This window comes from Pseudomonas sp. NPDC087612 (genome assembly GCF_044743505.1).
Lineage (GTDB): Bacteria > Pseudomonadota > Gammaproteobacteria > Pseudomonadales > Pseudomonadaceae > Aquipseudomonas.
Window position 1 is genome coordinate 161,263 of record NZ_JBIUWO010000006.1, and the last position, 24,228, is coordinate 185,490.

15 protein-coding genes are annotated in these 24,228 nt (G+C 64.4%); 4 read left to right on the forward strand and 11 right to left on the reverse strand.

What is annotated here, in order from left to right; genetic code table 11:
- Positions 1 to 34: 34 nt before the first annotated feature.
- Together ACIOVF_RS14255 and ACIOVF_RS14260 are read right to left on the reverse strand one after the other, a co-directional pair.
- A complete protein-coding gene (locus ACIOVF_RS14255; protein WP_045198582.1) occupies positions 35 to 529 on the reverse strand; it encodes a DUF934 domain-containing protein in 495 nt (164 codons plus the stop codon).
- Positions 513 to 2,165 carry a nitrite/sulfite reductase gene (locus ACIOVF_RS14260; RefSeq protein WP_093383634.1) on the reverse strand — a complete coding sequence of 551 codons (1,653 nt, stop codon included), beginning with the start codon at positions 2,163 to 2,165 and terminating at the stop codon, positions 513 to 515. The genes ACIOVF_RS14255 and ACIOVF_RS14260 overlap by 17 nt, the downstream gene beginning before the upstream one ends.
- A 217-nt stretch (positions 2,166 to 2,382) precedes the next feature.
- On the opposite strand from ACIOVF_RS14260, the gene ACIOVF_RS14265 reads away from it, so the two are divergent.
- The gene (locus ACIOVF_RS14265; protein ID WP_045198586.1) at positions 2,383 to 3,465 is read left to right on the forward strand and encodes an ABC transporter substrate-binding protein; all 1,083 of its coding nucleotides are present in this window, start codon (positions 2,383 to 2,385) and stop codon (positions 3,463 to 3,465) included.
- A 261-nt stretch (positions 3,466 to 3,726) separates the two neighbouring features.
- On the opposite strand, the gene ACIOVF_RS14270 is transcribed toward ACIOVF_RS14265, so the two are convergent.
- Positions 3,727 to 3,945: a DUF2970 domain-containing protein gene (locus tag ACIOVF_RS14270; protein ID WP_010223692.1), complete on the reverse strand. Its 219-nt coding sequence runs from the start codon at positions 3,943 to 3,945 to the stop codon at positions 3,727 to 3,729.
- A 119-nt stretch (positions 3,946 to 4,064) separates the two neighbouring features.
- Positions 4,065 to 7,772 carry a methionine synthase gene (metH, locus tag ACIOVF_RS14275; RefSeq protein WP_045198589.1) on the reverse strand — a complete coding sequence of 1,236 codons (3,708 nt, stop codon included), beginning with the start codon at positions 7,770 to 7,772 and terminating at the stop codon, positions 4,065 to 4,067.
- 156 nt (positions 7,773 to 7,928) lie between these two features.
- Between metH and ACIOVF_RS14280 the strand changes: the two genes are divergently transcribed.
- The 3 genes from ACIOVF_RS14280 to nfuA all read left to right on the forward strand — a co-directional run bounded on the left by ACIOVF_RS14280 (position 7,929) and on the right by nfuA (position 12,018).
- Positions 7,929 to 10,229, forward strand: coding sequence for a fatty acid cis/trans isomerase (locus ACIOVF_RS14280; RefSeq protein WP_093383624.1), 2,301 nt, complete (start codon positions 7,929 to 7,931; stop codon positions 10,227 to 10,229).
- Between the two features lie 112 nt (positions 10,230 to 10,341).
- A complete protein-coding gene (locus tag ACIOVF_RS14285) occupies positions 10,342 to 11,364 on the forward strand; it encodes an acyltransferase family protein (RefSeq protein WP_401290212.1) in 1,023 nt (340 codons plus the stop codon).
- Positions 11,365 to 11,433: 69 nt separating this feature from the next.
- On the forward strand, positions 11,434 to 12,018 hold the full coding sequence (gene nfuA / locus ACIOVF_RS14290; RefSeq protein WP_045198594.1) for a Fe-S biogenesis protein NfuA: 585 nt from the start codon (positions 11,434 to 11,436) through the stop codon (positions 12,016 to 12,018).
- A 98-nt stretch (positions 12,019 to 12,116) separates the two neighbouring features.
- On the opposite strand, the gene ACIOVF_RS14295 is transcribed toward nfuA, so the two are convergent.
- The 7 genes from ACIOVF_RS14295 to ACIOVF_RS14325 all read right to left on the reverse strand — a co-directional run bounded on the left by ACIOVF_RS14295 (position 12,117) and on the right by ACIOVF_RS14325 (position 24,214).
- Positions 12,117 to 14,576: a TonB-dependent receptor plug domain-containing protein gene (locus ACIOVF_RS14295; protein WP_401290215.1), complete on the reverse strand. Its 2,460-nt coding sequence runs from the start codon at positions 14,574 to 14,576 to the stop codon at positions 12,117 to 12,119.
- Between the two features lie 37 nt (positions 14,577 to 14,613).
- Positions 14,614 to 16,857, reverse strand: coding sequence for a TonB-dependent receptor (locus ACIOVF_RS14300; protein WP_401290218.1), 2,244 nt, complete (start codon positions 16,855 to 16,857; stop codon positions 14,614 to 14,616).
- A 216-nt stretch (positions 16,858 to 17,073) separates the two neighbouring features.
- Positions 17,074 to 18,132 carry an ABC transporter substrate-binding protein gene (locus ACIOVF_RS14305; protein WP_045198597.1) on the reverse strand — a complete coding sequence of 353 codons (1,059 nt, stop codon included), beginning with the start codon at positions 18,130 to 18,132 and terminating at the stop codon, positions 17,074 to 17,076.
- 30 nt (positions 18,133 to 18,162) lie between these two features.
- A complete protein-coding gene (locus ACIOVF_RS14310) occupies positions 18,163 to 19,203 on the reverse strand; it encodes an ABC transporter substrate-binding protein (protein ID WP_401290222.1) in 1,041 nt (346 codons plus the stop codon).
- A gap of 12 nt (positions 19,204 to 19,215) precedes the next feature.
- Positions 19,216 to 20,370 (reverse strand): LLM class flavin-dependent oxidoreductase, encoded by a 1,155-nt coding sequence (locus tag ACIOVF_RS14315; RefSeq protein ID WP_401290225.1) that lies wholly within the window; start codon positions 20,368 to 20,370, stop codon positions 19,216 to 19,218.
- Positions 20,371 to 20,607: 237 nt separating this feature from the next.
- Positions 20,608 to 22,452: an ABC transporter ATP-binding protein gene (locus ACIOVF_RS14320; protein WP_045198603.1), complete on the reverse strand. Its 1,845-nt coding sequence runs from the start codon at positions 22,450 to 22,452 to the stop codon at positions 20,608 to 20,610.
- On the reverse strand, positions 22,445 to 24,214 hold the full coding sequence (locus ACIOVF_RS14325) for an ABC transporter ATP-binding protein (RefSeq protein ID WP_401290228.1): 1,770 nt from the start codon (positions 24,212 to 24,214) through the stop codon (positions 22,445 to 22,447). The genes ACIOVF_RS14320 and ACIOVF_RS14325 overlap by 8 nt, the downstream gene beginning before the upstream one ends.
- Positions 24,215 to 24,228: the final 14 nt, after the last annotated feature.

Consider the following 24,228-nt stretch of genomic DNA (forward strand, 5'->3'; position numbering starts at 1 on the left):
ACCGCGGGGCAAACCGGCTTGCCCCGCGATGCATTCAGCGACGACGGAACAGCGGTTGCGGTTCGTCAGTGGCGGCCTGGTAGGTCACCGAGAAGTCCTGCAGGCTCTTCAGCGCTTCGACCGGGTCCTTGTCGGCACGCAGGGCAAAAGCATCGAAGCCGCAACGCTTCATGTAGAACAACTGGTCGCGCAGCACGTCGCCAATGGCGCGCAGCTCGCCAGTGAACTTGTAGCGGTCACGCAGCAGGCGCGCGTTGGAGTAGTTGCGCCCGTCGGTGAAGGCCGGGAAGTTCAGGGCAATGACCTGGAACTGGTTGGCCACTTCGCCGATTTCTTCAGCCTCTTCGTCGGCGTCCAGCCAGACGCCCAGGCCGCCGTCGCGGGCCTTGAGCATATGGCCGTGTTCACGCCACAGCTGCAGCGGCACGATGTAGTCGTCGCAGTTGGTCACTTCGTCGATGTTGAAATCCTTGGGCAGCAGGTGCCAGGTTTCGTCGACGATCTGGTTGTTCTTAATGATTCGCTGCATAGACGCGTTCCTTGAATGGGTCGATGCCAATACGTTGGTAGGTGTCGATGAAGCGCTCGTCTTCGGTGCGTTTTTCAACGTAGACGTCGATCAGCTTCTCGATCACATCCGGCATGTCGTCCTGGGCAAAGGAAGGGCCGAGGATCTTGCCCAGGCTGGCGTCGCGGCTGGCGCTGCCCCCCAGGGAGACCTGATAGAACTCTTCGCCTTTCTTGTCCACCCCGAGGATGCCGATATGGCCGACGTGGTGGTGACCACAGGCGTTCATGCAGCCGGAGATGTTCAGGTCCAGCTCGCCGATGTCGAACAGGTAGTCGAGGTCGTCGAAACGGCGCTGGATGGACTCGGCGATCGGGATCGACTTGGCGTTGGCCAGCGAGCAGAAGTCACCGCCCGGGCAGCAGATGATGTCGGTTAGCAGGCCGATGTTCGGCGTGGCCAAGCCGTTTTCGCGCAGCTCCAGCCACAGGGCATGCAACTGGCTCTGCTCGACGTCGGCAAGAATGATGTTCTGCTCGTGGGAGGTGCGCAGCTGGCCGAAGCTGTAGCGCTCGGCCAGGTCAGCCACGCTATCCAGTTGCTTGTCGGTGAGGTCGCCGGGGGCGACGCCGGTAGGCTTGAGCGACAGGGTCACGGCGACGTAGCCAGGGCGCTTGTGCGCCAGCACGTTGCGCGCGCGCCAGCGGGCAAAGCCTGGGTGCTGCTGTTCGAGCTCGCTGAAGTCGAGGTTGTCCAGCGCCTTGTAGTCCGGGTCGACGAAGTGCTTGGCCACGCGGTGCACTTCGGCTTCGGTCAGGGTGGTGCTGCCGCCGCGCAGGTGGGCCATTTCGGCCTCGACCTTCTCGGCGAACACTTCAGGGGTGAGCGCCTTGACCAGGATCTTGATCCGCGCCTTGTACTTGTTGTCGCGACGGCCGTAGCGGTTGTACACCCGCAGGATCGCGTCCAGGTAACTGAGCAGGTCCTGCCAGGGCAGGAACTCGTTGATGAAGGCGCCGACCACCGGGGTACGGCCCAGGCCGCCACCGACCAGTACGCGAAAGCCCAGCTCGCCGGCTGCGTTGTACACAGGCTCCAGGCCGATATCGTGCACTTCGATGGCCGCGCGGTCGCTGCTCGAGCCGTTGATGGCGATCTTGAACTTGCGCGGCAGGTAGGCGAATTCTGGGTGGAAGGTGGTCCACTGGCGGACGATCTCGCACCAGGGGCGCGGGTCGATCACTTCATCGGCAGCGACACCGGCGAACTGGTCGGTGGTGACGTTGCGCAGGCAGTTGCCGCTGGTCTGGATCGCGTGCATCTGCACGGTGGCAAGCTCGGCCAGGATCTCGGGGATGTCTTCCAGGGCTGGCCAGTTGTACTGCACGTTCTGCCGGGTGCTGATGTGGGCGTAGCCCTTGTCGTAGTCGCGCGCGATCTTCGCCAGCATCCGTGTCTGGCGCGAGGTCAGCTGGCCATAAGGCACGGCGACCCGCAACATCGGGGCAAAACGTTGGATATAGAGGCCATTTTGCAGGCGCAGGGGGCGGAACTCTTCTTCGCTCAGTTCACCGGCCAGGTAGCGGCTGGTCTGATCCCGGAACTGCTTGACGCGGTCCTCGATGATCCGCTGATCGTACTCGTCGTATACGTACATAGGGGTCCTGTTCTCAAGCTGCTTGCAGCTAATCGCGCGCACGGCCGCGCACTCCGATGCGGAGCCGAGGAAAGATAGCAGTTTGCGTTTATGCGCAAAAGTGAAGTTTTTGCATATGAAAAGAACCATTTGGACTAAGTGAGACTGACTGGCATTTGTCCAATGTGCCACTACGGACGGTTATAATTGGCGGTTTGAATAGCGGGAGCGTCAACGCATGCTCAAGGCCTTGTGCCAAAGCCTTTGCCTGAGCCTGCCACTGGTGGCCGGCGCGCAGGCGGCTTCAGTGGTGTTTCTCAATCCGGGCTATTCCAACGAGACTTTTTGGGTCAGTTATTCGCGTTTCATGCAGGCTGCCGCCGACGATCTTGGCCTGCAGTTGCGTATCCAGTACAGCGAGCGCCGGCCGGAGCTGGCGCTGACCCAGGCCCGTGAAGTGCTCGAAGGCCGCCAGCGTCCCGATTACCTGGTGCTGGTGAACGAGCAGTACATTGCTCCGGAGATCATCCGCCTGTCCCGCGACAGCGGGGTAAAGCTGTTCCTGGTCAATAACGGCCTGACACCGAATCAGGTCGAGCTGATTGCCAGCCACCCGGACAAATACCCGCCCTTGCTCGCCACCCTGGTCGGCAATGACGAGCAGGCCGGCTACCAGATGCTCAAAACCCTGATTGCCCTGCGTGCCCGCCCGGGGGTGACCCGGCCGCTGGAGCTGCTGGCGTTTTCCGGGCTCAAGACCACCCCGGCCTCGCAGTTGCGCGAGCAGGGCATGCGCCGCGCCCTGGCCGAGCACCCCGAGGTACGCCTGCGCCAGGTGGTGTATGGCGGCTGGGGCCGCGAGCGTGCCTACGAACAGGCCCGCCAGCTGTTACAGCGCTACCCGAAGGTCGAGCTGGTGTGGTCGGCCAACGACGAAATGGCCTTTGGCGCCATGCAGGCGCTGGAGGAAGCTGGGCGCGTGCCGGGCAAGGATGTGCTGCTGAGCGCCGTCAACAGCTCGCCGGCGGCGTTGCAGGCGCGCATCGACGGGCGCCTGAGCGTGCTCATGGGCGGACACTTTTCCCTCGGCGGCTGGGCCATGGTGTTACTGCACGATGATGCGCTGAAATTGCCAATCGACCGAGATGGCCGGCGCGATTACCAGGTGCCGGTGCTGCAGATGATCGACCCGCAACGGGCCCGGCGCTGGCTGAACCTGCAGGATCAAGCCGACTACGGCCTGGATTTCAACCGTTTCAGCGCTCAGGGCCATGCGCCGGATTACCGCTACCCGTTTCTCAACGCCCCGGTCGAATATTGAAATACCCCTGCTTGAGCAATGGCCATTGCTGAACTTAACTGCTACGGGTGACATGCATTCCCATAAACACTACAAGAGGCGATGCAATGGGAAATTCGACCAAAGCGGGTAAGCCTGACAGCAGTGTCGATGCTTGGGCGATACTCTGTCTGATCATCCTCGTGGTAGTGACCGCCGTGTACTGGGTCAGCCACCAGTGACATCACCCGATGGGTAACAGTGAACCGCCCGCAGAATGGACATCTGCGGGCGGACTGCTTTTCAGCGGGCGGTCAGGTGCATGGCCAGTTGCACCAGCCCGATCAACACCAGAATGAACAGCAAAGTGAACACGGTGCCCAGCGCAATGAAGTGGCTGGCCTTGCCGTGGTTGAAGTCGCGGGCGCGGTTCTTGCCGCTTTGCACCCCGAAGGCCGCTGCCAGGATGCTTTGCAGCATCTGCCAGAAGGTCGGGGGTTTGCCTTGGGCGGGTTCGTCCATGAGGGGCTCCTGGTTAAAAGGCATCCCCTCTCAGTGTAGACGGAAGCTGCAAGCTATGAGCCTCAAGCTACAAGAGGCTGATGCGCCTTCTTGCAGCTTGTAGCTTGAAGCTTGCAGCTTCAGTTGTCATAACCAAGGTTAGGCGCCAGCCAGCGCTCGCTCACGCTCAGTTCCTGGCCTTTGCGCGCGGTGTAGCTCTGCACCTGGTCCTTGTCGACCTTGCCGACGGCAAAGTACTGCGCCTGCGGGTGGGCGAAATACCAGCCGCTGACCGCCGCCGCCGGGAACATGGCGAAGTGCTCGGTGAGGAACACGCCGCTGGGCCCGGTTTCGCCGATGGCGGTGCCGTCGAGCAGGCGGAACAGGGTTTCCTTCTCGGTGTGGTCCGGGCAGGCCGGGTAGCCCGGGGCAGGGCGGATACCCGAGTACTGCTCCTTGATCAGCGCCTCGTTGTCCAGGTGCTCGTCCTTGGCGTAACCCCAGTAGTCCTTGCGCACCTGTTCGTGCAGCCACTCGGCGCAGGCTTCGGCCAGGCGGTCGGCGAGGGCCTTGACCATGATCGAGTTGTAGTCGTCGCCCTTGTCCTGGTACGCCTTGGCCACTTCCTCGGCGCCGATGCCGGCGGTGGTGATGAAACCGCCGACGTAATCGGTGATGCCGGTGTCTTTAGGTGCGACGAAGTCGGCCAGGGAGAAGTTCGGCTTGTTGTCCGGCTTGATGGTCTGCTGGCGCAGGTGGTGCAGCTGCGCCAGTGGCTGACCATCGGCGCCATAGACTTCGATGTCGTCATGGTTGACCTGGTTGGCCGGCCAGAAACCGAACACCGCGCGGGCGCTGATCAGCTTTTCGTCGATCAGCTTGGCGAGCATTTCCTGGGCATCCTTGAACAGCGCGGTCGCGGCTTCGCCGACCACTTCGTCAGTGAGGATGCGCGGGTACTTGCCGGCCAGGTCCCAGGAGATGAAGAACGGCGTCCAGTCGATGTACTCGGCCAGTACCTTGAGGTCGATGTTCTCCAGTACCTTGACGCCGGTGAAGCTCGGCACCACCGGCTGGTAACCGGCCCAGTCATACTTGGGCTTTGCGGCGATCGACTGCTCGTAGCTCAGGCGCTCGGTGCGGGCGCTGCGGTTGGCGGTGCGCTCGCGCACTTCGATGTAGTCCAGGCGGGTCTTCTCGACGAAGCCTGGCTTGAGTTCCTTGGACAGCAACTGGGTGGCGACGCCCACCGCGCGTGAGGCGTCGGTGACGTAGATCACCGCGTCGTTGCTGTACTTGGGCTCGATCTTCACCGCCGTGTGGGCCTTCGAGGTGGTCGCGCCGCCGATCATCAGCGGCAGGTGGAAGTCCTGGCGCTGCATTTCGCGGGCAACATGGACCATCTCGTCCAGCGACGGGGTGATCAAGCCGGACAGGCCGATGATGTCGCATTTTTGCTCGCGGGCGGTCTGCAGGATCTTCTCGGCCGGGACCATGACGCCGAGGTCGACGATGTCATAGCCGTTGCAACCGAGCACCACGCCGACGATGTTCTTGCCGATGTCGTGCACGTCGCCCTTGACCGTGGCCATGAGGATCTTGCCCTTGGCTTCGGGCTTGTCGCCTTTTTCCAGTTCAATGAAGGGAATCAGGTGCGCTACCGCCTGCTTCATTACCCGCGCCGACTTGACCACCTGGGGCAGGAACATCTTGCCGGCGCCGAACAGGTCGCCGACCACGTTCATGCCGCTCATCAGTGGGCCTTCGATCACCTCGATCGGGCGCGCGCACTGCTGGCGGCACTCTTCGGTGTCTTCCACGATAAAGGCGGTGATGCCCTTGACCAGCGCATGTTCCAGGCGCTTGCCAACCGGCAGCGAGCGCCATTCCTCGTTCTCGACTTCCTTGACCGCGCCGCCGCCCTTGTAGTCGTCGGCGATCGCCAGCAGGGCGTCGGTGCCTTCCGGGGTGCGGTTGAGCACCACGTCCTCGACCCGCTCGCGCAGCGCCGGCGGGATCTCGTCGTAGATCTCCAGCTGGCCGGCGTTGACGATACCCATGGTCAGGCCGTTCTGGATCGCGTGGTAGAGGAACACCGAGTGGATCGCCTCGCGCACCGGGTTGTTGCCACGGAACGAGAACGACACGTTGGAAACACCGCCCGAGCTCAGGGCGTAGGGCAGGTGGTCGCGGATATAGGCGCAGGCTTCGATGAAGTCGACGGCGTAGTTGTTGTGCTCCTCGATGCCGGTGGCAACGGCGAAGATGTTCGGGTCGAAGATGATGTCTTCGGCCGGAAAGCCCACTTCATTGACCAGGATGTCGTAGCTGCGCTGGCAGATCTCGCGCTTGCGCGCGGCGGTGTCGGCCTGGCCGACCTCGTCGAAGGCCATCACCACCACGGCGGCGCCGTAGCGCTTGCACAGCTTGGCGTGATGCTTGAAGGCCTCGACGCCTTCCTTCATCGAGATCGAGTTGACGATGCCCTTGCCCTGGATGCACTTGAGGCCGGCTTCGATCACTTCCCACTTGGAGGAGTCGATCATGATCGGTACGCGGGAAATGTCCGGCTCACCGGCGATCAGGTTGAGGAACTTGACCATGGCCGCCTGGGAGTCGAGCATCCCTTCGTCCATGTTGATGTCGATCACCTGGGCGCCGGCCTCGACCTGCTGCAGGGCGACTTCCAGCGCTTCGGTGTAGTTCTCTTCGCGGATCAGGCGGGCGAACTTGGCGGAACCGGTGATGTTGGTGCGCTCACCGACGTTGACGAACAACGAGTTGCGGTCGATGGTGAACGGCTCAAGGCCCGACAGCCGGCAGGCCTTGGGGATGTCGGGAATGGCCCGTGGCGGGTACTTGGCGACCGCCTCGGCAATCGCCTGGATATGCCCCGGGGTGGTACCGCAGCAGCCGCCGATGATGTTCAAGAAGCCGCTGGCGGCGAACTCTTCGACCACCACGGCCATTTCGGCCGGGGTTTCGTCGTACTCACCGAAGGCGTTCGGCAGGCCGGCGTTGGGGTGCGCCGAGACATGGGTGCCGGCTTTGCTCGACAGCTCTTCGAGGTAGGGGCGCAGGTCCTTGGCACCGAGGGCGCAGTTCAGGCCCACCGAGATCGGGTTGGCATGGCGCACCGAGTTCCAGAACGCTTCGGTGGTCTGCCCCGACAGGGTGCGGCCGGAAGCGTCGGTGATGGTCCCGGAGATCATGATTGGCAATTGGACGCCGTCTTCCTCGAACACCTGCTGCACGGCGAAGATCGCCGCCTTGGCGTTGAGGGTGTCGAAGATGGTCTCGATCAGGATCAGGTCGGCGCCGCCAGCGATCAGGCCGCGGGTCGCCTCAAGGTAGTTTTCTACCAGCAGGTCAAAGGTGACGTTGCGATAGCCCGGGTCGTTGACGTCGGGGGAAATCGAGCAGGTGCGGCTGGTGGGGCCGAGCACGCCGGCAACGAAGCGCGGTTTGTCCGGGGTCTCGAGGGTCTTGGCATCGGCGACCTGACGGGCGATGCGTGCGCCTTCGAGGTTAAGCTCATAGGCCAGCGACTCCATGCCGTAGTCGGCCTGGGAAATCTGCGTGGCGTTGAAGGTGTTGGTTTCGAGAATGTCGGCGCCGGCGTCCAGGTAGGCCTTCTCGATGGCGGCGATGACGTCGGGGCGCGACAGCAGCAACAGGTCGTTGTTGCCTTTGACATCGCTTGGCCAATCGGCGAAGCGCGTGCCACGATAGTCGTGTTCCTCGAGGCGGTAGCTTTGGATCATAGTACCCATGCCGCCATCGAGAATCAGGATGCGCTCTTTGAGTGCTTGCTGAAGTGCTTGGAAACGAGCGCTGCGGTCAGACATAGGACTACCTGGTCGGGCAAAAACAAAAGTTGCGGAATAATAACAAAGCTGCGCGGTTTTTAGACGTGTTGAAGATTTACATGAATTTCATTCATGTTGGCACGCCGCCAGCACCGGTAGAATCGTGAAGCTATCAATACCCAGGACATTCGGCACATGGTGCATCGCTTTCTTGCCGGCGCTTTCGCTCTGTTCATCAGCGGCGTGGCGTTGGGGCAAGCCCCTCAATCAAGCTCGGCTATTTCGTATACCCGGGACATCCAACCGATCTTCACCGAGAAATGCGTGGCCTGCCACGCCTGCAACGACGCGGCCTGCCAGCTCAACCTGGGCAGTGCCGAGGGCGCCTCGCGCGGTGCCTCCAAGGTGCCGGTGTACCAGGGCGAGCGCAGCAAGGCGGTCGCGCCGACGCGCTTGTTTTACGATGCCACCAGCACCGAAGGCTGGCAGCGCAAGGGCTTTTACTCGGTGCTCGACAACCAGGGCAGCCAGGCCGCGCTGATGGCGCGCATGCTCGAGCTTGGGCACAAGACCCCGCTGACGCCCAACGCCAAGTTGCCCGAGGAGATTGTCCTGGGCCTGAACCGCAACAACATGTGCCCATTGCCCGGTGAGTTCGACGCCTATGCCGGCGCGCACCCGAAAGAGGGCATGCCGCTGGCAGTTACCGGCCTCACCGATGCCCAGTACCAGACCCTGCAGCGCTGGCTGGCGGCCGGTGCGCCGGTGGAGCACGAGCCGATCCAGCCGAGCGCCAGGGAGGCCGCGCAAATTGCCGACTGGGAAGCGTTGCTCAACCGCCCCGGTTCGACCGAAGCGCTGGTCGGGCGCTGGCTGTACGAGCACCTGTTCCTTGCCCACATCCACTTTGTTGGCGGCGAGCAGGGGCATTTCTTCCAGTGGGTACGTTCGCGCACCCCAAGCGGCCAGCCGATCGACCTGATCGCCACGCGCCGGCCCAACGACCCGCCGGGCACCGACTTCTATTACCGGCTGATGCCGGTGCAGGGCGTGATCGTGCATAAAACCCACATCACCTACCCGATGGGCCCGCAGAAGCTAAAACGCGTCAAGCAGCTGTTCTACAGCGGCGACTGGCACGCCAATGCGCTGCCTGGCTACGGCCCGCGCCACCGCGCCAACCCGTTCGAGACTTTCGAAGCGATCCCGGCGGTGGCCCGTTACCAGTTCATGCTGGATAACGCCGAGTACTTCGTGCGCACCTTCATCCGCGGCCCGGTGTGCCGAGGCCAGATTGCCACCGACGTGATCCGCGACAACTTCTGGACGCTGTTCCAGGAGCCGGCCCACGACCGTTACCTGACCGATGCCGAGTACCGCGGCCAGGCCACGCCGCTGCTGGCGATGCCCGGGCAGATCGACGACGTCGGCAGCATCCTGACCCTCTGGCATGCCTACCGCGACAAGCGCAACGAGTACGAAAAGCTGCGCCGCGAGGCCTATGCCGAAGTGCCGCCGCCGAGCTGGTCGACCCTCTGGGCCGGCAACGACAACGCGCTGCTGACCATCTTCCGTCACTTTGACAGCGCCTCGGTGAGCAAGGGCCTGATCGGTGACGTGCCAAAAACCATCTGGCTGTTCGACTACCCGCTGTTCGAACGCACCTATTACCAGCTGGCGGTCAACTTCGATGTCTATGGCAACGTCTCGCACCAGGCGCAGACGCGGCTGTACTTCGACCTGATCCGCAATGGCGCTGAGGTCAACTTCCTGCGCCTGATGCCGGCCGATGCCCGTGGCGCGATCCTCAGCGACTGGTACCAGAACGGCGGCAAGGTGAAGATGTGGATGGACTATGAGGACATCGACACCGACACCCCGAGCGCACTGAAACTCGACAAGCGCGACCCCAAGCGTGACTTCGGTCTGAAGCTGATCCAGCGCACCGGCAGCCTCAACGCCGCGCCCGACCCGATCAACCGCTGCCAGGGCGCCTATTGCTCGCGGCCGCAAATGAGCGAGGAGTTCCGTGATGTCGAGCAGTCGCTGAGCCGCCTGGTCTCGCGCCCGGCGGCGGGCCTTAAGGTGATCAATCAGTTGCCTGAAGCGACCATGCTGCGCATCGAAGGGCAGGGCGGCCAGCGCCAGGTCTACAGCCTGTTGCGCAACCGCGCACACAGCAACGTCGCCTTCATGCTCGGCGAGGCCTACCGCTACCAGCCGGGCCTGGACACCCTGACCCTGGTGCCGGGCGTGCTCAGCAGCTACCCCAACTTCATGTTCAACGTTCCGGCCAGCGATGTGCCGGAGTTCGTCGAAGACCTGGAAGCGGCTCGCGACGACACCGCCAGGTTCGAGCGCATCGTCATGCGCTGGGGTGTGCGCCGCAGCCATCCGCAGTTCTGGCAGTACTTCCATGACCTCGACAGCTACATCAAGGAGACCGACGCGGTGGAGTCGGGGGTGCTCGACATGAACCGCTACGAGAACCTGTAGACATGACCGCCGGGAAGGTCGCCTGACCTTTCCCGGCAACCTGTGGTCCGAGCTCTCATGCGGCCCCGGTTCCGGCCGGGGCTTGAGTGGGACTTGAGACGCAGGTAACCGGATGCTGTATTCGCTTCAGGCTTTAAGGGCGCTTGCCGCCTGGGTGGTGGTTTGCCATCACTTCATGCAGATTTTCTTCGACTTCCATGCCAGTGGCCCGATTGGACAGTTCTTGACTGACCGCGGCGCCGTGGGCGTGGATGTGTTCTTCGTCATCAGCGGTCTGGTGATCTACCTCTCGACCCGCGACAAGGCCATGCCGGCCCGGCGCTTTCTGCTCAACCGGGCGCTGCGTATCGTGCCGGCCTACTGGTTCTACACCGCGCTGATGGCCTTGCTGCTGGTTGCGGCCAGCCAGTGGATGCCGCACCAGGCCATCGACCTTGAGCATTTTCTTTTGTCGTTGCTGTTCATTCCGGCCGAGAACCCCGGCGGTTACGGCCAGTACCCGACCCTCAATGTTGGCTGGACCCTGAACTACGAGATGTTCTTCTACCTGCTGTTCTCGCTGGTGTTCGTGGTCCGCCAGCAACACCGGCTATTGCTGGTGGCGTTGGCCTTGCTGCTGGTCAGCGAGGTGCTGACCCGCGCCGGGCTGCTCAATCACTTCTACCGCAACAATATCGTCTATGAATTTTTGCTCGGTATCGGCATCGGCGTGCTTTACCGGCGCGGCTGGATCGCCCAGGGCCTGTGGCTGCCGCTGGCGATCCTGGCGGCGGCGGGGCTGGCGATCTATCACCTGGATGCCTCGATGCGCTTGCTGCACTGGGGCGTGCCGAGCGCGTTGATTGTTTTCGCCTGCATTGCCCTGGAGCCGTACTTCAAGGGCAATCGCCTGCTCAAGGCGCTGGGCGATTGCTCGTACTCGGTGTACCTGATCCACGTGCTGGTGCTGTATGCCGGCTGGTTTGCCAGCGAGCGCCTGAACCTCAGCCCCTATGCCGTGTTTGCCCTGTGTGTACCGTTGATCGCCGGCTTGTCGTGGGCCAGTTACCTGCTGCTGGAAAAGCGCTTGTACCGGCGCATGAGCGCCTGGTTCGAGGCCCGGCGCGGCACGCCGGTGGCGGTAAGCCTTTCCTGACAGAATTACTAGGACTTTGTTCGGCGGCCAGGTTGGCGTAAACTGCCGGCAAGTCTGTGAGGAACTTCCATGAGCGCCATAACTATTACCGACGCCGCGCATGATTACCTGGCCGATCTGCTGGAAAAGCAGAACACCCCGGGTATTGGCATTCGCATTTTCATTACCCAACCGGGCACCACCTACGCAGAAACCTGCATTGCCTACTGCAAGCCGGGCGAGGAGAAGCCGGAAGACGAGGCGGTAGGTCTGAAGACCTTCACTGCCTACCTTGACGCGGTCAGCATTCCGTTTCTTGAGGATGCCGTGGTCGACTACGCTACCGACCGCATGGGCGGCCAGCTGACCATCAAGGCGCCGAACGCCAAGGTGCCGATGGTCAACGAAGACAGCCCGGTCAACGAGCGCATCAACTACTACCTGCAAACCGAGATCAACCCGGGGCTGGCCAGCCACGGCGGCCAGGTCAGCCTGATCGAAGTGGTCGAGGACGGCATCGCCGTGCTGCAGTTCGGTGGTGGTTGCCAGGGCTGCGGCCAGGCCGACGTGACCTTGAAGGAAGGCATCGAGCGGACCTTGCTCGAGCGTATTCCCGAGCTCAAGGGTGTGCGTGATGTGACTGACCACAGTCAGAAAGAAAACGCCTACTACTAGCTCCGTAGGGCCCTATCGCTGGCAAGCCAGCTCCCACAAGGTTCGGTGCATGCTGTACCTGTGGGAGCTGGCTTGCCAGCGATGGCGGCCTTCAAGCCTCAAAAGTCATAACTGACACTCGCATAGTAAAACGCCCCCTGCGCCCCCTCCGGCGAGGTAATCGAATACTTCGGCACCCCATACAACTGTGGCCCATCGAGCTTGTCCGGATGGCTGTCGAACAGGTTGATCGCGCCCACCGATAATTTCAGCCCCTGGTCGAAGCTGTAGCTCAGGTCCAGGTCGGTGATCCACTGCGCGCTGAAGGTCTGGTCCAGGTCCGGGTTGCTGCTGTTCAGGCTCTGCCACTCGCCATAGCGGCGCTGGGTCAGGGTCACGCCCCAGTTCTCATACAGCCAGTTGGCGCTCAAGGTCAGTTTGTCTTCCGGCGTGCCGTGTTCGATCAGGCCCTGGGTGGCGCGGCCGACGATCTGCTCACCGCTGATACCGCCGACATCGCGCAGCTCGGTGATCCGCGTGCGGGTCTTGGCAAAGCCTGCGGTGAGGTTGAGCCGGCCAAACTGCTGCAACTCCCACTGGTACTGCCCGGCCAGCTCGACGCCGTCGGTGCGGGTGTCGGCGATGTTGGTGTAGAACGCCGCGCTCTGGATGTTGGCGTAGGGCGTGCCGGCAAAGATCGGCCCGACCACGTTGCCCGGCAGCTGGTCGGAGAGGGTGATGCGGTTGTCGATATCGATGCGGTAAGCGTCGAGGGTCACTGAGGCATTGCTCAGTGGCCGCCAGACCAGCCCCAGCGACAGGTTGGTGGACTCCTCCGGCTTCAACGCCCGGCCACCCAGCAGGGCCGCTTCCGGGCTGTCGGCGCGCAGGGTGCGCTGCTGCACCTCGACCCAGTTGCCGCTGCCCGAAGGCTGCTCGACCACCTGCACACTGAACGACGAAAGGCCGCTCTGCACCAGCGACGGCGCGCGGTAGCCGGAGCTGATGCTGCCGCGCGCGGCAATCTGCGGGGTGAAGTCGTAGCGCAGCGACAGCTTGCCGTTGGTGGTGTCGCCAAAGTCCGAATAGTGCTCGGAACGCACCGCCACCCCGGCCTGGAACTTGTCGGTGATCTGCCCTTCGACATCGACATAGGCACCGAGCACCTTGCGCTCAAGCGAGGCGGCATCGACCTGGGTGATGCCGGCGTAGTAACCGGGAATGCGCCGGCCAGTGAGCGGGTCGAGGGTGTTGAACAGCGGCCCGTTCTGCCAGCCGGCCGCTTCGCCGGCACTCAGGCGGTAGTTCTCCTTGCGCCAGGCCAGGCCCGCCGACAGGGTCAGCGGCTTGGCCAGCAGGTCGGTGGGGAAGTCGCGGACCCAGTCCAGGGTCAGGTTGGTCTGTTCGTTCTCGCGCTCGCCGGTGTAGATTTTCTCCGGGCTGGCGTTGCCCCAGCTGGGGTTGATGGCATTGCGGTCGGTGGACTTGAGCGTGTCGTTGCCGTAGTTGGCGGCCAGGTCGAACTTGCCCAGGTGTTCGTCTTCGTAACGCAGGCCACCCGTCACGGCATAGTCTTCAAGGTTGTAGCGGGTGATCGGCAAACGACCGTCCGGGTAGCGTTGCAGGGCCACGCTGGCGTAGTTGTTGCGCAGGGTGGTGGGCGGGTCGAAGAAGCCTTCGGCGTCGGTGTTCTTGTGCGCGTAGGTGGCAAAGCCGTAGGCGCTCAGGCCGTCGCCGATGCCCAGCTCGCTGTTGGCCACCAGGTTGTACTGGTCCGAGACATTGCCCGAGCCCCAGTTCCAGGTGCGGTAGCGGTTGTTCTGTTCGCGCTCGCTGTTGATGTTGGTCGAGCCTGGGTAAAAGATCCGGTTGTCCGCGCGGGTGTCGCTGGCCGGGTCCTGGCTGCCGGCATCGAAACTCAGGTTGAGAAAGCCATCGTTGGGCAGCGCCAGGCCTTTCCAGCCGCTGAGCTTGCGCTGCAGGCCGTCGCCCTTGGCGTAGCCGCCGAAGCGATAGCCGAGGTTGCCACCGGCGTCGTTCTCTTTGAGCACGATGTTGATCACCCCGGCGATGGCATCCGAGCCGTACTGGGCGGCGGCGCCGTCACGCAGGATCTCCACCCGTGAGATGGCGCTCAACGGGATCAGGCTCAAGTCCACCGCCGCCGCGCCGCGGCCGTTGGCCAGGCCCTGGCGGGTGACGTTGGCGCTGCTGTGGCGGCGCTTGCCGTTGACCAGCACCAAAACCTGGTCGGAGGCCAGGCCGCGCAACGAGGCGCCCTGGGCGATGGAGCCGGCAAAGGCGCCTTGCGGCGACTGCGGGAAGCTGAACGACGGCGACAGCGCGGTGAGTGCCCCGGACAAATCCTGGGCGCCGGTTTCCTGCAACTGCTCGGCGCTGAGCACATCCACCGGGACGGCGCTCTGCAGGGCGGTGACATCACTGCGGCGGGTGCCGACCACCACCACGGTGTCGAGCTTGCTGTCGCTGGCGCCCGGCGCCTGGGCGTAAACGCCGGGCGCGCCGAAGCCGCCGATGACCAGCGCGATGGCGCCAGCCAAGGGGGTAGGTCGGAACATGGGAACAGACTCCTTTAAGGCAGAAAGGGTGCAGCGATCAGAACCGGCTGGTGACACTCAGGCCCACGGTGCGCGGGTCGCCATAGGTGATCACGTACTGGCCGGCGGTGCCGTTGGGGCGCCCGTGAACCTGGTAGCGGCGGTCGGTGAGGTTATTGACGAAACCGGTGACGCTGAGCTTTTCATCCGGGCTGAACCAGGTCAGGCGGCTGTTGGCCAGGGTGTAGTGCGGCTGGTTGAGCGGCTGGTCGGCGCTGCTCTGGCGGTCGGCCAGAAAGTACTCGCGGTCACGGAAGCTGACATCGGCACCGGCCACCAGCTTGCCGCCGACTTCCAGCGGGATGGTGTAGTCGCCGCCCAGCGACACCACGTAACGCGGCGAGCGCACGAAGCTGTTGCCGCTGTAGTCGGCGGTCACCGCGCCGGTGGTGGGGTTGGTGTTCTTGAAGTCGGTGTACTCGGTGTCGAGGAACGACAGCGCCGCGCGCAGGTGCAGGTAGTCGGTCGGCTGGCCTTCGAGCTCAAGCTCGGCGCCCTTGACCTTGCCCTTGGCGCCGTTGGTCAGCGCGGTGGTGAGGATGCCGTTGTTGACCGTCAGCAGGTTGACCTGGATGTCCTGGTAGTCGTAGTAGAACAGGTTGGCGTTGACTGTCAGGCGGTGGTCGAGCCATTCAGACTTCAGGCCCAGCTCGTAGGCGTCCAGCTCTTCCGGATCGACCGTGGTCAACTGCGCAAGGCTGGTGGATAGACCGGTGTTGAAACCGCCGGAACGAAAACCATGGGCATAGCGAAAAAACACCCGCAGGTTGTCGTTGATGCGGTACTCGGGGGTCAAGTCGTAAGTCCAGGCGTCCCAGCGCTTGGCCTCTTCCTGAGAGCCGTTGCTGCCGCTGGCGGTCAGCGGGATCAGCGGGCCGTTGGCGCTGGCGCGGGTCAGTTGCACCAGGTCCAGGTCGATGTCCTTTTTCTCGGTGGTCCAGCGCAGGCCACCGGTAACGGTCAGGTTGTCGCTCAGGTCGTAGGCGAGGTTGCCGAACAGCGCGTAGCTGTCGGTTTTGTGGGTGTAGCTCAGGTCACGAAAATCCACCGTGCCGCCGGTCTGGTTGGAGCCGGTGCCGTTGGGCGTAGGCCCCGGGGTGACGGTGCGCAAGGCGCTGCTGTCGAGGGTTTCGTGGAAGTAGTGGGCGCCGAGCATCCAGCGCAGGGTTTCCTGTTGCGGCGAGGCCAGGCGAAATTCCTGGGAGTACTGGTCGTAACGGTTGTCGCTGTCGGCGGCGCCGTTGACTTCATAGGGGGTGTAGTCGGCGTCGCTGAGTTGCTGGTTGCGGATGTAGTCGTAGGCGGTAATCGAGGTCAGCTTGTAGTCGCCGATGTCCCAGTTCAGGGTCAGCGAGGTGCCGTTGTGGTCGAGCTTGGCATCTTCATCGACGTTGAGCTCGATGCGCCGGCCTTCCGGGCGCTGGTAGCCGACGTTGTAGTAGCGCCCCAGCGGCAGCGAACCGCTGCTGCCATCGCCCTTGAACTGGCGCCCGTGGATTTTCCACAGCGCTTCCAGGTCGGGGTTGAGCCTGGCCAGGAACTGCACGCGCACGGCCTTCTTGTTGACGTCGCCGTAGGTCTGGTCGTTGGTCAGGTTATGGGTGAAGCCATCGCGCTCTTCGGAGTACAGCGACACCCTTGCTGCCAGGCGCTCATCGACCAGGGCGCCGCCGATGGCGCCACTCAAGATGCGCTCGTTCTTGCTGCCAAAGCCGAGGGTGCCAAAGCCGTCGGTATCGAAGCCCGGCTTCTTGGAGATGATGTTCACCGCGCCTGCGGTGGTGTTCTTGCCGTACAGGGTGCCTTGCGGGCCGCGCAGGATCTCGATGCGCTCAAGGTCGAACAGCGGGCCGCCGCCGGCCACCGGCGCATTGAGGTAGACGTCGTCGGCGTAGATACCCACCGGGTAGACGGTGGCGGCGCCGGTGTCGCCGGTGCCCAGGCCGCGAATGTACCAGCGCGGGCGGCCATCGCCGTCGGGGTTCTTCGCCGAGGCGTTGGGGATGAAGGTGGTGATATCGCCCATGGCGCGCACGCCGTCGGCGGTGATGCTGCTGCCTTGCACTGCGGTGACTGCCACCGGCACTTCCTGCAGGGTTTCTTCGCGGTGCTGGGCGGTGACCGTAACGGTTTTCAGCGCCGGTGTAGTGCTGGTGTTGTCTTCGGCCCTGAGCAGTTCCGACTGGCTGGCCAGCAGGATGCTCAGGCCGATGCCTTTGGCGATTGGGTTAAGTGTGTGCATGCTGCTGGTCTCCCCGGATGTGCAGTTGCAGGGGATAGAGCAGGGTTTGTGCCATGTTTGTATCGTGTTGTATTTAAAGGGTTTTGTTGGGTTTTTTAGCGGTGACTGCTAGTTATTCAGCAGGGGGCTGTGGAATGCCTGCTGCTCCAGCAGCAATCACCAACCCTGTGGGAGCTGGCTTGCCAGCGATGGGCTGCAAAGCAGCCCCAAAAACCCTCAGGTCGCCACCCGCGATGTCGAGCCGATCACCGCCTCCAGCACACTGAAATCAATCCACTCACGCACATCGAAACGCCGCGGTATAAAGTCCCAGCGATGGAGAAAATCGGTGAAGTCCTGCAACGCCTCGATCGAGCGGCCATCGAGGGTGGTGCGCAAGCGCCGGTGGGCGTCCTCGCCATAGGCCGCTGCCACCCAGTACTCGCTGGTGTTCAGCTCGCGGGCAAGATAGCGCCGGGTTTCATCGGCATTGGCCCAGGCCCACTGCTCGGTACGCAGCAGCACATCAACGATGCGCTTGCAGGCACCGAAGTGCTGCTCCAGCAGGTTGATGTCCACGGTCAGGGTCCGCGGCGTGCCGTTGTTGGCGCGAATCAGCGGGTCGGGGTGGGAGCCGGTGTCGATCACTACCCGCAGGCCGAATTCGTGGGCCAGTTGCAGGGCCGTGGCGCCCTTTAAAAAGATCGCGTCGATATCGCCGCGCAGCAGGCCGATCAGCTCGTTGTTGCGGCGGCTGACGCGGTTGACGCCGAGGGTCACCGCCGCGCCATGCACATGGGTGACCTGTTCATCGCTGTGAGTGCCGCCGTAGGGGTAGTCGACCAGCTCGACATCGGCGACGTTCAGGCCTTCGAGCTTCAGCGCGTTCTCCAGCCCGCGCAGGGCCTGGGCGCGGGTGAAGTCGATCTGCACGTTGGCCCATTTCGGCAGGCCGAAGCGGCGGTTCTTGAGGTCGCGCACAGTGCGTACGCCGCTGTCTTCGGTGGTTAGGATCAACTGCACCTCATCGGCCCAGCTCAGGCCCAGCACACGGGTCTGCACGCCGCTGGCGTAGGCCCAGATCGCCGGGATGTTGCCGCCGTGGCGCACCGAGTTGCGCAGGTGGTGGTCGTAATGGGCTTCGCGCACTTCGCGCTCGCTCGATTCGCGCAGCGACTGGATCGAGGTGCCCAGCGGCTGGAAGGCTTCGGCCAGGCGCCCGCTTTGCACGGCGATGCCAAGGCCGGTGGGCACCGGGCTGTGGGTGTACCAGAGGGTATCGAGGGGTGTGCTCATTGTCGGTTCTAGTCCTTGTCAGGTGGCCGGTTAGCCGGCCAGTGCGGTATGCAGCCCGTCCATGGGGCGGCGGTCGATCCATTGGCGTACATCGAACGCCGTGCGGATAAAGCGCCAGCGCTGCAGGAAGGTCACGAAGTCTTGCAGGGCGGCGATGGCCTGTTCGTCGAGGGCGGTGCGCAAGCGCAGGTGCGCGTCTTCGCCGTAGGCGCGGCTGACCCAGTACTCGCTGCTGTTGGTTTCCAGCGCCAGGTAGCGGCGGGTCTGCTCTGGGTGCTGATGGGCCCAGGCTTCGGCGCGCAGGACGCTGTCGAGCACCTGGGTGGCCACCGGCAGGTGCTGGTCGAGCAGTGCCTGGTCGACCGTCAGGGTGCGCGGCGTGCCGTTGTTGCTGCGCATCAGCGGGTCGGGGTGGGCGCCGATGTCCAGTAATGTGCGCAGACCGAAATCATGGGCCTGCTGCACGGCGCTGGCGCCCTTGAGAAAGATCGCATCGACTTCGCCGCGCAGCAGGCCGATCAGCTCCAGGTTGCGCGCCTCGTCACTGCTGGCCACGCTGCTGCCGGCAACAACGCGCAGCGGGCTGTCACTGAAACCGCTGTCGTAGCGGTAGTTGACCAGCTGCAAGTCGCCGACCTGCAAGCCCTCGAGTTTCAGCGCGTTCTCCAGCCCGCGCAGGGCCTGGGCGCGGGTGAAGTCGATTTGCGCGCGGGCGCGGTCGGGCAGGCCGAAGCGCTTGCCGGCCAGTTGCCTGATGCTGTGAATGGTGCTGTCGGCGCGGGTCAGGATCAACTGCGCCTCATCGGCCCAGGACAGCCCGATCAGGCGCGTCTCGCGGCCCTGGGCGCGGGCCCAGATTGCTGGAATGCTGCCGCCATGACGCACCGAGTGGCGCAGGCTGTGATCGAAGTGCGACTCGCGCACCGCAGCATCGTCGGCCTCGCGAATCGACTGCACCTGGGTGCCAAGCGTGTGCAGGCTGTCCTGCAGCCAGCCCTGCTGAACGGCAATGCCCAGGCCCGTGGGCACCGGGCAGCGGGTGTACCAGAGGGTATCGAGGGATGTGCTCATATCGGGCTCCGGTCAGGCGCTGGCAGTCAGCGGCAGGCTGGCCAGCGGCGCCTGGCGCACCAGCGGCAGCACCTCCTGGCCGATGCGCAAGGCTTCTTCCAGGTGCGGATTGCCGGCCAGGATAAAGGTCGAGAATCCGGCGTCGCGGTATTCGGCCAGGCGTTCGGCGATATTCTCGTGGCTGCCCACCAGGCCCACGGTCGGCCCAGGCTTGGCCTTGGCAAAACCGGCCCAGAGGTTGGCGCCGATGATCAGGTCGTCGAAGCGCTGGATGTTCTGGTGATAGGCGGTTTGCCGCGCGCCACCCACCGAGTCGCTGGTGCTGGTGAAGGCCTTGGAGACGGCGCTGGGCTTGCCTTCGAGCTTGTCGAACTGGCGGCGCAGGTCGCGCCAGGCGGCGTCTTCGGTTTCACGCGCGAACAGGTCGACGCGCAGGCCGAAACGCACCGTGCGCCCTTGCTTGTCGGCAAGCTCGCGTACCCGCTCGATGTGCGGCTTGAGCTGCTCAACCGGCTCGGCCCAGTTCAGGTACACGTCGGCGTGGCGGGCGGCGACTTCCAGCGCCGGCTCGGAGAAGCCGGAGAAGTACACCCCCGGCTTGCGTTCGTTACCCAGGTGCGGCGGCAGTGCGCCGTTTTCCAGGCGGTAGATGTCGCCGTCGTAAGAGAAGCGCTCGTTGCTCCACAAGCCCTGGATGATGTCGAGGAACTCGCCGGTACGCTTGTAGCGCTGGTCGTGGTCGAGAAAGTCGCCCTGGGCGCGCTGGCTGGTCGGGTTGCCGCCGGTGATGATGTTCCAGTCCAGGCGCCCGTGGCTCAGGTGCTGGAGGATTGCCGCCTGCTGCGCGGCGTAGGCGGGCAGGGTCCAGGTGGCCTGGAAGGCGATCAGAAAGCGCAAGCGGCGGGTTTCCCGGGCCAGGGCCGCGGCGGCGATCCACGGCTCGGGGCCGGTGGGCAGCAGCGCGCCTTCAAAGCCTGCAAGTTCTGCGGCCTTGGCCACCTGGGCGATGTAGTCGATGTAGGTGAAACCATCGGCGCTGCCGTCCTGCAACAGGCCGGGAGCGATATGCCCGGGGCTGCGGCTGAAACTGCCGCGGTTGTGCTTGTCGGTGCTCAGTTGCGGGCCGTCGGTGCCCAGGGGCAGACGCCAGAAGAATTCGGTGCTCATGGATGTTCCTCGATGAAGGTAGAGACAGCGGTGCAACGCCCATGCCACGCCGCGCGGGCCCGTAATTGCTGGGGTTTTGGGGCTGAGGTGCTGCCAGGGCAGCAACCGGTCAGCAATGGCTGCGGCGGTTGCAGCACCACAGCATTGCGGGCAAGCCCGCTCCCACAGGTTTGGTGTACACAGATCCACTGTGGGAGCCGGTCTTGCCGGCGATGGAAGGCAAAGCCTTCCTGCTTGTCAGCAAGCTTCCCCCTGTAACTCGGCACCGTGCTGATAGCGCCGATACAACGCCGCATAATCGCCACCCTTGGCCAGCAACTGCTGATGCGGCCCTTGCTCGACCAGCTTGCCCTCGCGAATCAGCACGATGCGGTCGGCATCGCGAATGGTCGCCAGGCGGTGGGCGATGATGATCGCCGTGCGCCCCTCGCACAGGCGCCGAAGCGCCCGCTGGATGCGCCGCTCGGTGTGCACATCGACCGCCGAGGTGGCCTCGTCGAGCACCAGCACCGCCGGGTCCGCCAGGTAGGCGCGCACCAGGCACACCAGCTGGCGCTGGCCCTGGCTGAGGTGGCTGCCCAGCGGCCCGACCTGGGTGTCATAGCGATGCGCCAGGCGCTCCAGCACCTCGTCGGCGCCCAGCTCGCGCACCGCGTCAATCAGCGTGTCGTCATCGGCATGCGGCGCGGCCAGGCGCAGGTTGTCGAGGATGCTGCCGTTGAACAGCACGTTGTCCTGCAGTACCACGCCAACGTGGCGGCGCAGCTGTTGCTGGCTGAGCTGGCGAATATCGACGCCATCGAGGGTCACCGCGCCGTGATCAACTTCGTAGAAGCGTGTGAGCAACTGCACCAGGGTGCTCTTGCCATGCCCGGACGGGCCGACAATCGCCAGCACCTCGCCGGCATTGATGCGCAGGTCGAGGCCGTCGATCACCGGCCGGGTGGGTTGCGGCAAATAGGCAAAGCGCACCTGCTGAAAATGCACCTCGCCGCGCGCCGTGGGCAAGTCCACCGGCGCCACCGGGTCGACAATCTGCGGCGCGGTGTCGAGCAACAGGAAGATCCGCTGGGCCGAGGCGGAGCCGGTGGCATAGCGTTCGAACAGGTCGGTCAGCTCTTGCAATGGCCCAAGGAACAGCATCACGTAGAACAGGCTTTCGCCGACCTGGCCGACCGTGACCGTGCCCTTGGCCAGGCTGTAGCCGCCGACCAGCACCAGCACCGCCATGCCGGCGGCGCTGAGCAGCGCGGTAAAGGGCGCGAACCAGCCCGAGCGCAGGCTGCCGATGATCAGCGCTTCGTTGAAGTCGTGCAGCAGTTGTTTGTAACGCTTAAGGTTCGGCGCCTGCTGGCCGGTCTGCTGTAGCAGGCGCACGCCGCTGACGCTCTCGACCAGGTGCGCGGTGAAGCGGCTGCGCTGTTCGGCGACCTTGGCCCAGTTGCGCTGGGCGATGCGCTTGAACGCCCAGGTCGCCGCCAGCAGCAGCGGCACGCTGCCGATCAGGCTGAAGAAGAACAGCGGCTCGATCAGCCACAGCATCACCGCCGCCAGGCTGCAGCGCAGCAGGGCGCCGAGCAGTTCCGGCGGGCCCTGGATCAGCAGCGGCTCCAGGGCATCGACATCGCGGTCGGCGCGGGAAATGATACGCCCGGCGCGGGTGCGGTCGAAGTAACCGACGCTCAAGGCCTGGACGTGGGCAAACACCCGCACCCGCAATTGGTTGAGCACCTGGATCGCCGCGCTGCCGGCGATATACTGCGATACCCCGGCCAGCACAAAGCGCCCCAGCCAACTGGCCGCCAGGCCCAGCCCCAGCCACAGCACCAGCGGCTGGTCGAGCAGCCAGCGATTGCCGTCGTGGATCAGACCGCGGTCGAGCAGTTCACGAACGAACCAGGGTCGCAGGAACACGGTAAACACCAGCAGCAGCTCCAGGCCGATGACCCAGGCGATCTGTTTGCGCACCGGCCGCAACAACGGCAGCAGGCGCTGGAACATGCTGCGGTCGAGGGCTTTTTTTGCCAGTAGCTCCTCGATTTCAATATCGCTCAGGGCGTTGCCCGGCAGTGGCTTAGCCATGGTCGATCCCCAGCAGGTCACGGTAGGTCGGGTTGCGCTGCAGCAGTTGCGCGTGGGTGCCGCTGTCGGCGATGGCGCCGTGGTCGAGCAGCAGCACGCGGTCGGCGCGTTGCACGGTGGAAACCTTGCTGGCGATCAGCAGCAGGGTGGTGGCGCTTGCCTGCTGGCGCAGGTTGTCCAGCACCCGGCCTTCGCTCAGCGCATCCAGGGCGCTGGTGGCATCGTCCAGGCAGAGAATGGCCGGCGCCGCGAGCAAGGCCCGGGCCAGGCACAAGCGCTGGCGCTGGCCGCCGGAGAGGGTCACGCCGCGATCGCCGAGCGGGCTGTCGAGGCCTGCGGGCAGGCGTTCGAGGATATCGTCGGCAGCAGCCTGGTGCAGGGCCTGGAGCAGTTGCGGGTCGCTGGCGCGAGGCGCACTCAGGCGCAGGTTGGTGGCCAGGCTGTCGGCAAACAGAAAACTCTCCTGAGGCAGTACATGCACGCGTCGGCGCAGGTCGCGCAGCTCCAGGTCACGAATGTCCTGCCAGCCGGATTGTGCGTTGCCGAGCAGCACACGGCCCTGGGCAACATCGCTCAGGCGTGGCAACAGGCTGGCCAGCAGGCTCTTGCCGGTGCCGGTAGCGCCGACCAGGGCGACGGTTTCACCGGGGGCCAGTTCGAACGAGCAGTGATGCAGAATCGCCTGGCCACCGCCAGGGGCGGCGACACTGACGTCTTCAAGCCTCAGCCCCAGCGGCCCCTCGGGCAGGCGCTGACTGCCGCCGACAATCGCCGCCGGCGCATCCAGCAACTGCCAGATCCGCCCGGCCGAGGCGCGGGCGTCGGCGAAGGTCTGCATCACCCGGCCGATGCCTTCGATGCGAAACACCAGGGTGGTGGCGATCAGCAGTGATGTGACCAGTTCGCCAATGCCGATCCGGCCGGCGGCGACCAATTGCGCGCCCACCACCAGTATCCACACATGCCCCAGCGCCACCACCGCCTGCGGCAGTGGAATCCGCGAACTGGCGTAGGCCAGGGCCTGGCGTGCCAGGCCGCTGAACTGCAGGACCTGACGCTCGAAGCCGTCGATGCGCTGGGCTTGCAGGCCGAACGACTTGATCACCCGTACCGCGCCAATGCCCTCGGCGAGGTCCTGATTGACCCGGTCGTAGGCGGCGCCGACCGCGCGGTCGAGGCTGACCAGGCGCTCGGTCTGCACTACGAATATCCACACGCCGATCACCGTCAGCAGCAGCGGCCCGAGCGCCAGCCACGGGTGGTACCAGGCCAGCAGGCCGACGGTGGCGAGTATCACCAGCGGCGTTTCGACCAGCTGGCGCCAGAAGCTCACCAGTGCATCGCGGACCTTGTCGGCATCGCGGGTGGTGCGGGTGACCATCTCGCCCATGCCGTGCTGCCAGTGATAACCCAGGTGCAGGCGCAGCACCTGCTCCAGCAGGCGCTCGCGCAGGCGCGTGAGCAGCGCCTGGCCAAGGATCAGCGAGCCGATGGCGGCGGCGTACTGCAGCAGCGCGCGGCCCAGGGCCACGCCGAGGATCAGCCAGAACCAGCCCCAGGCGCGCTGACCGTCGAGGCTGCCATCGGCCAGACGCTGCACCGCCGTGCCGGCGCTGACCTCGTTGAGGGCGTGGCCGATCAGCCATTGCTGCCAGACCAGGCCAAGGTTGATGGAAACGAACAGCCCGGCGACCAGGGCGAAACGCCAGGGCATTTCACCGTAGATCGCCAGGCTGCGCAGCAGCGGGTGTCGAGGGCTCATGAAGGACTCGCGGC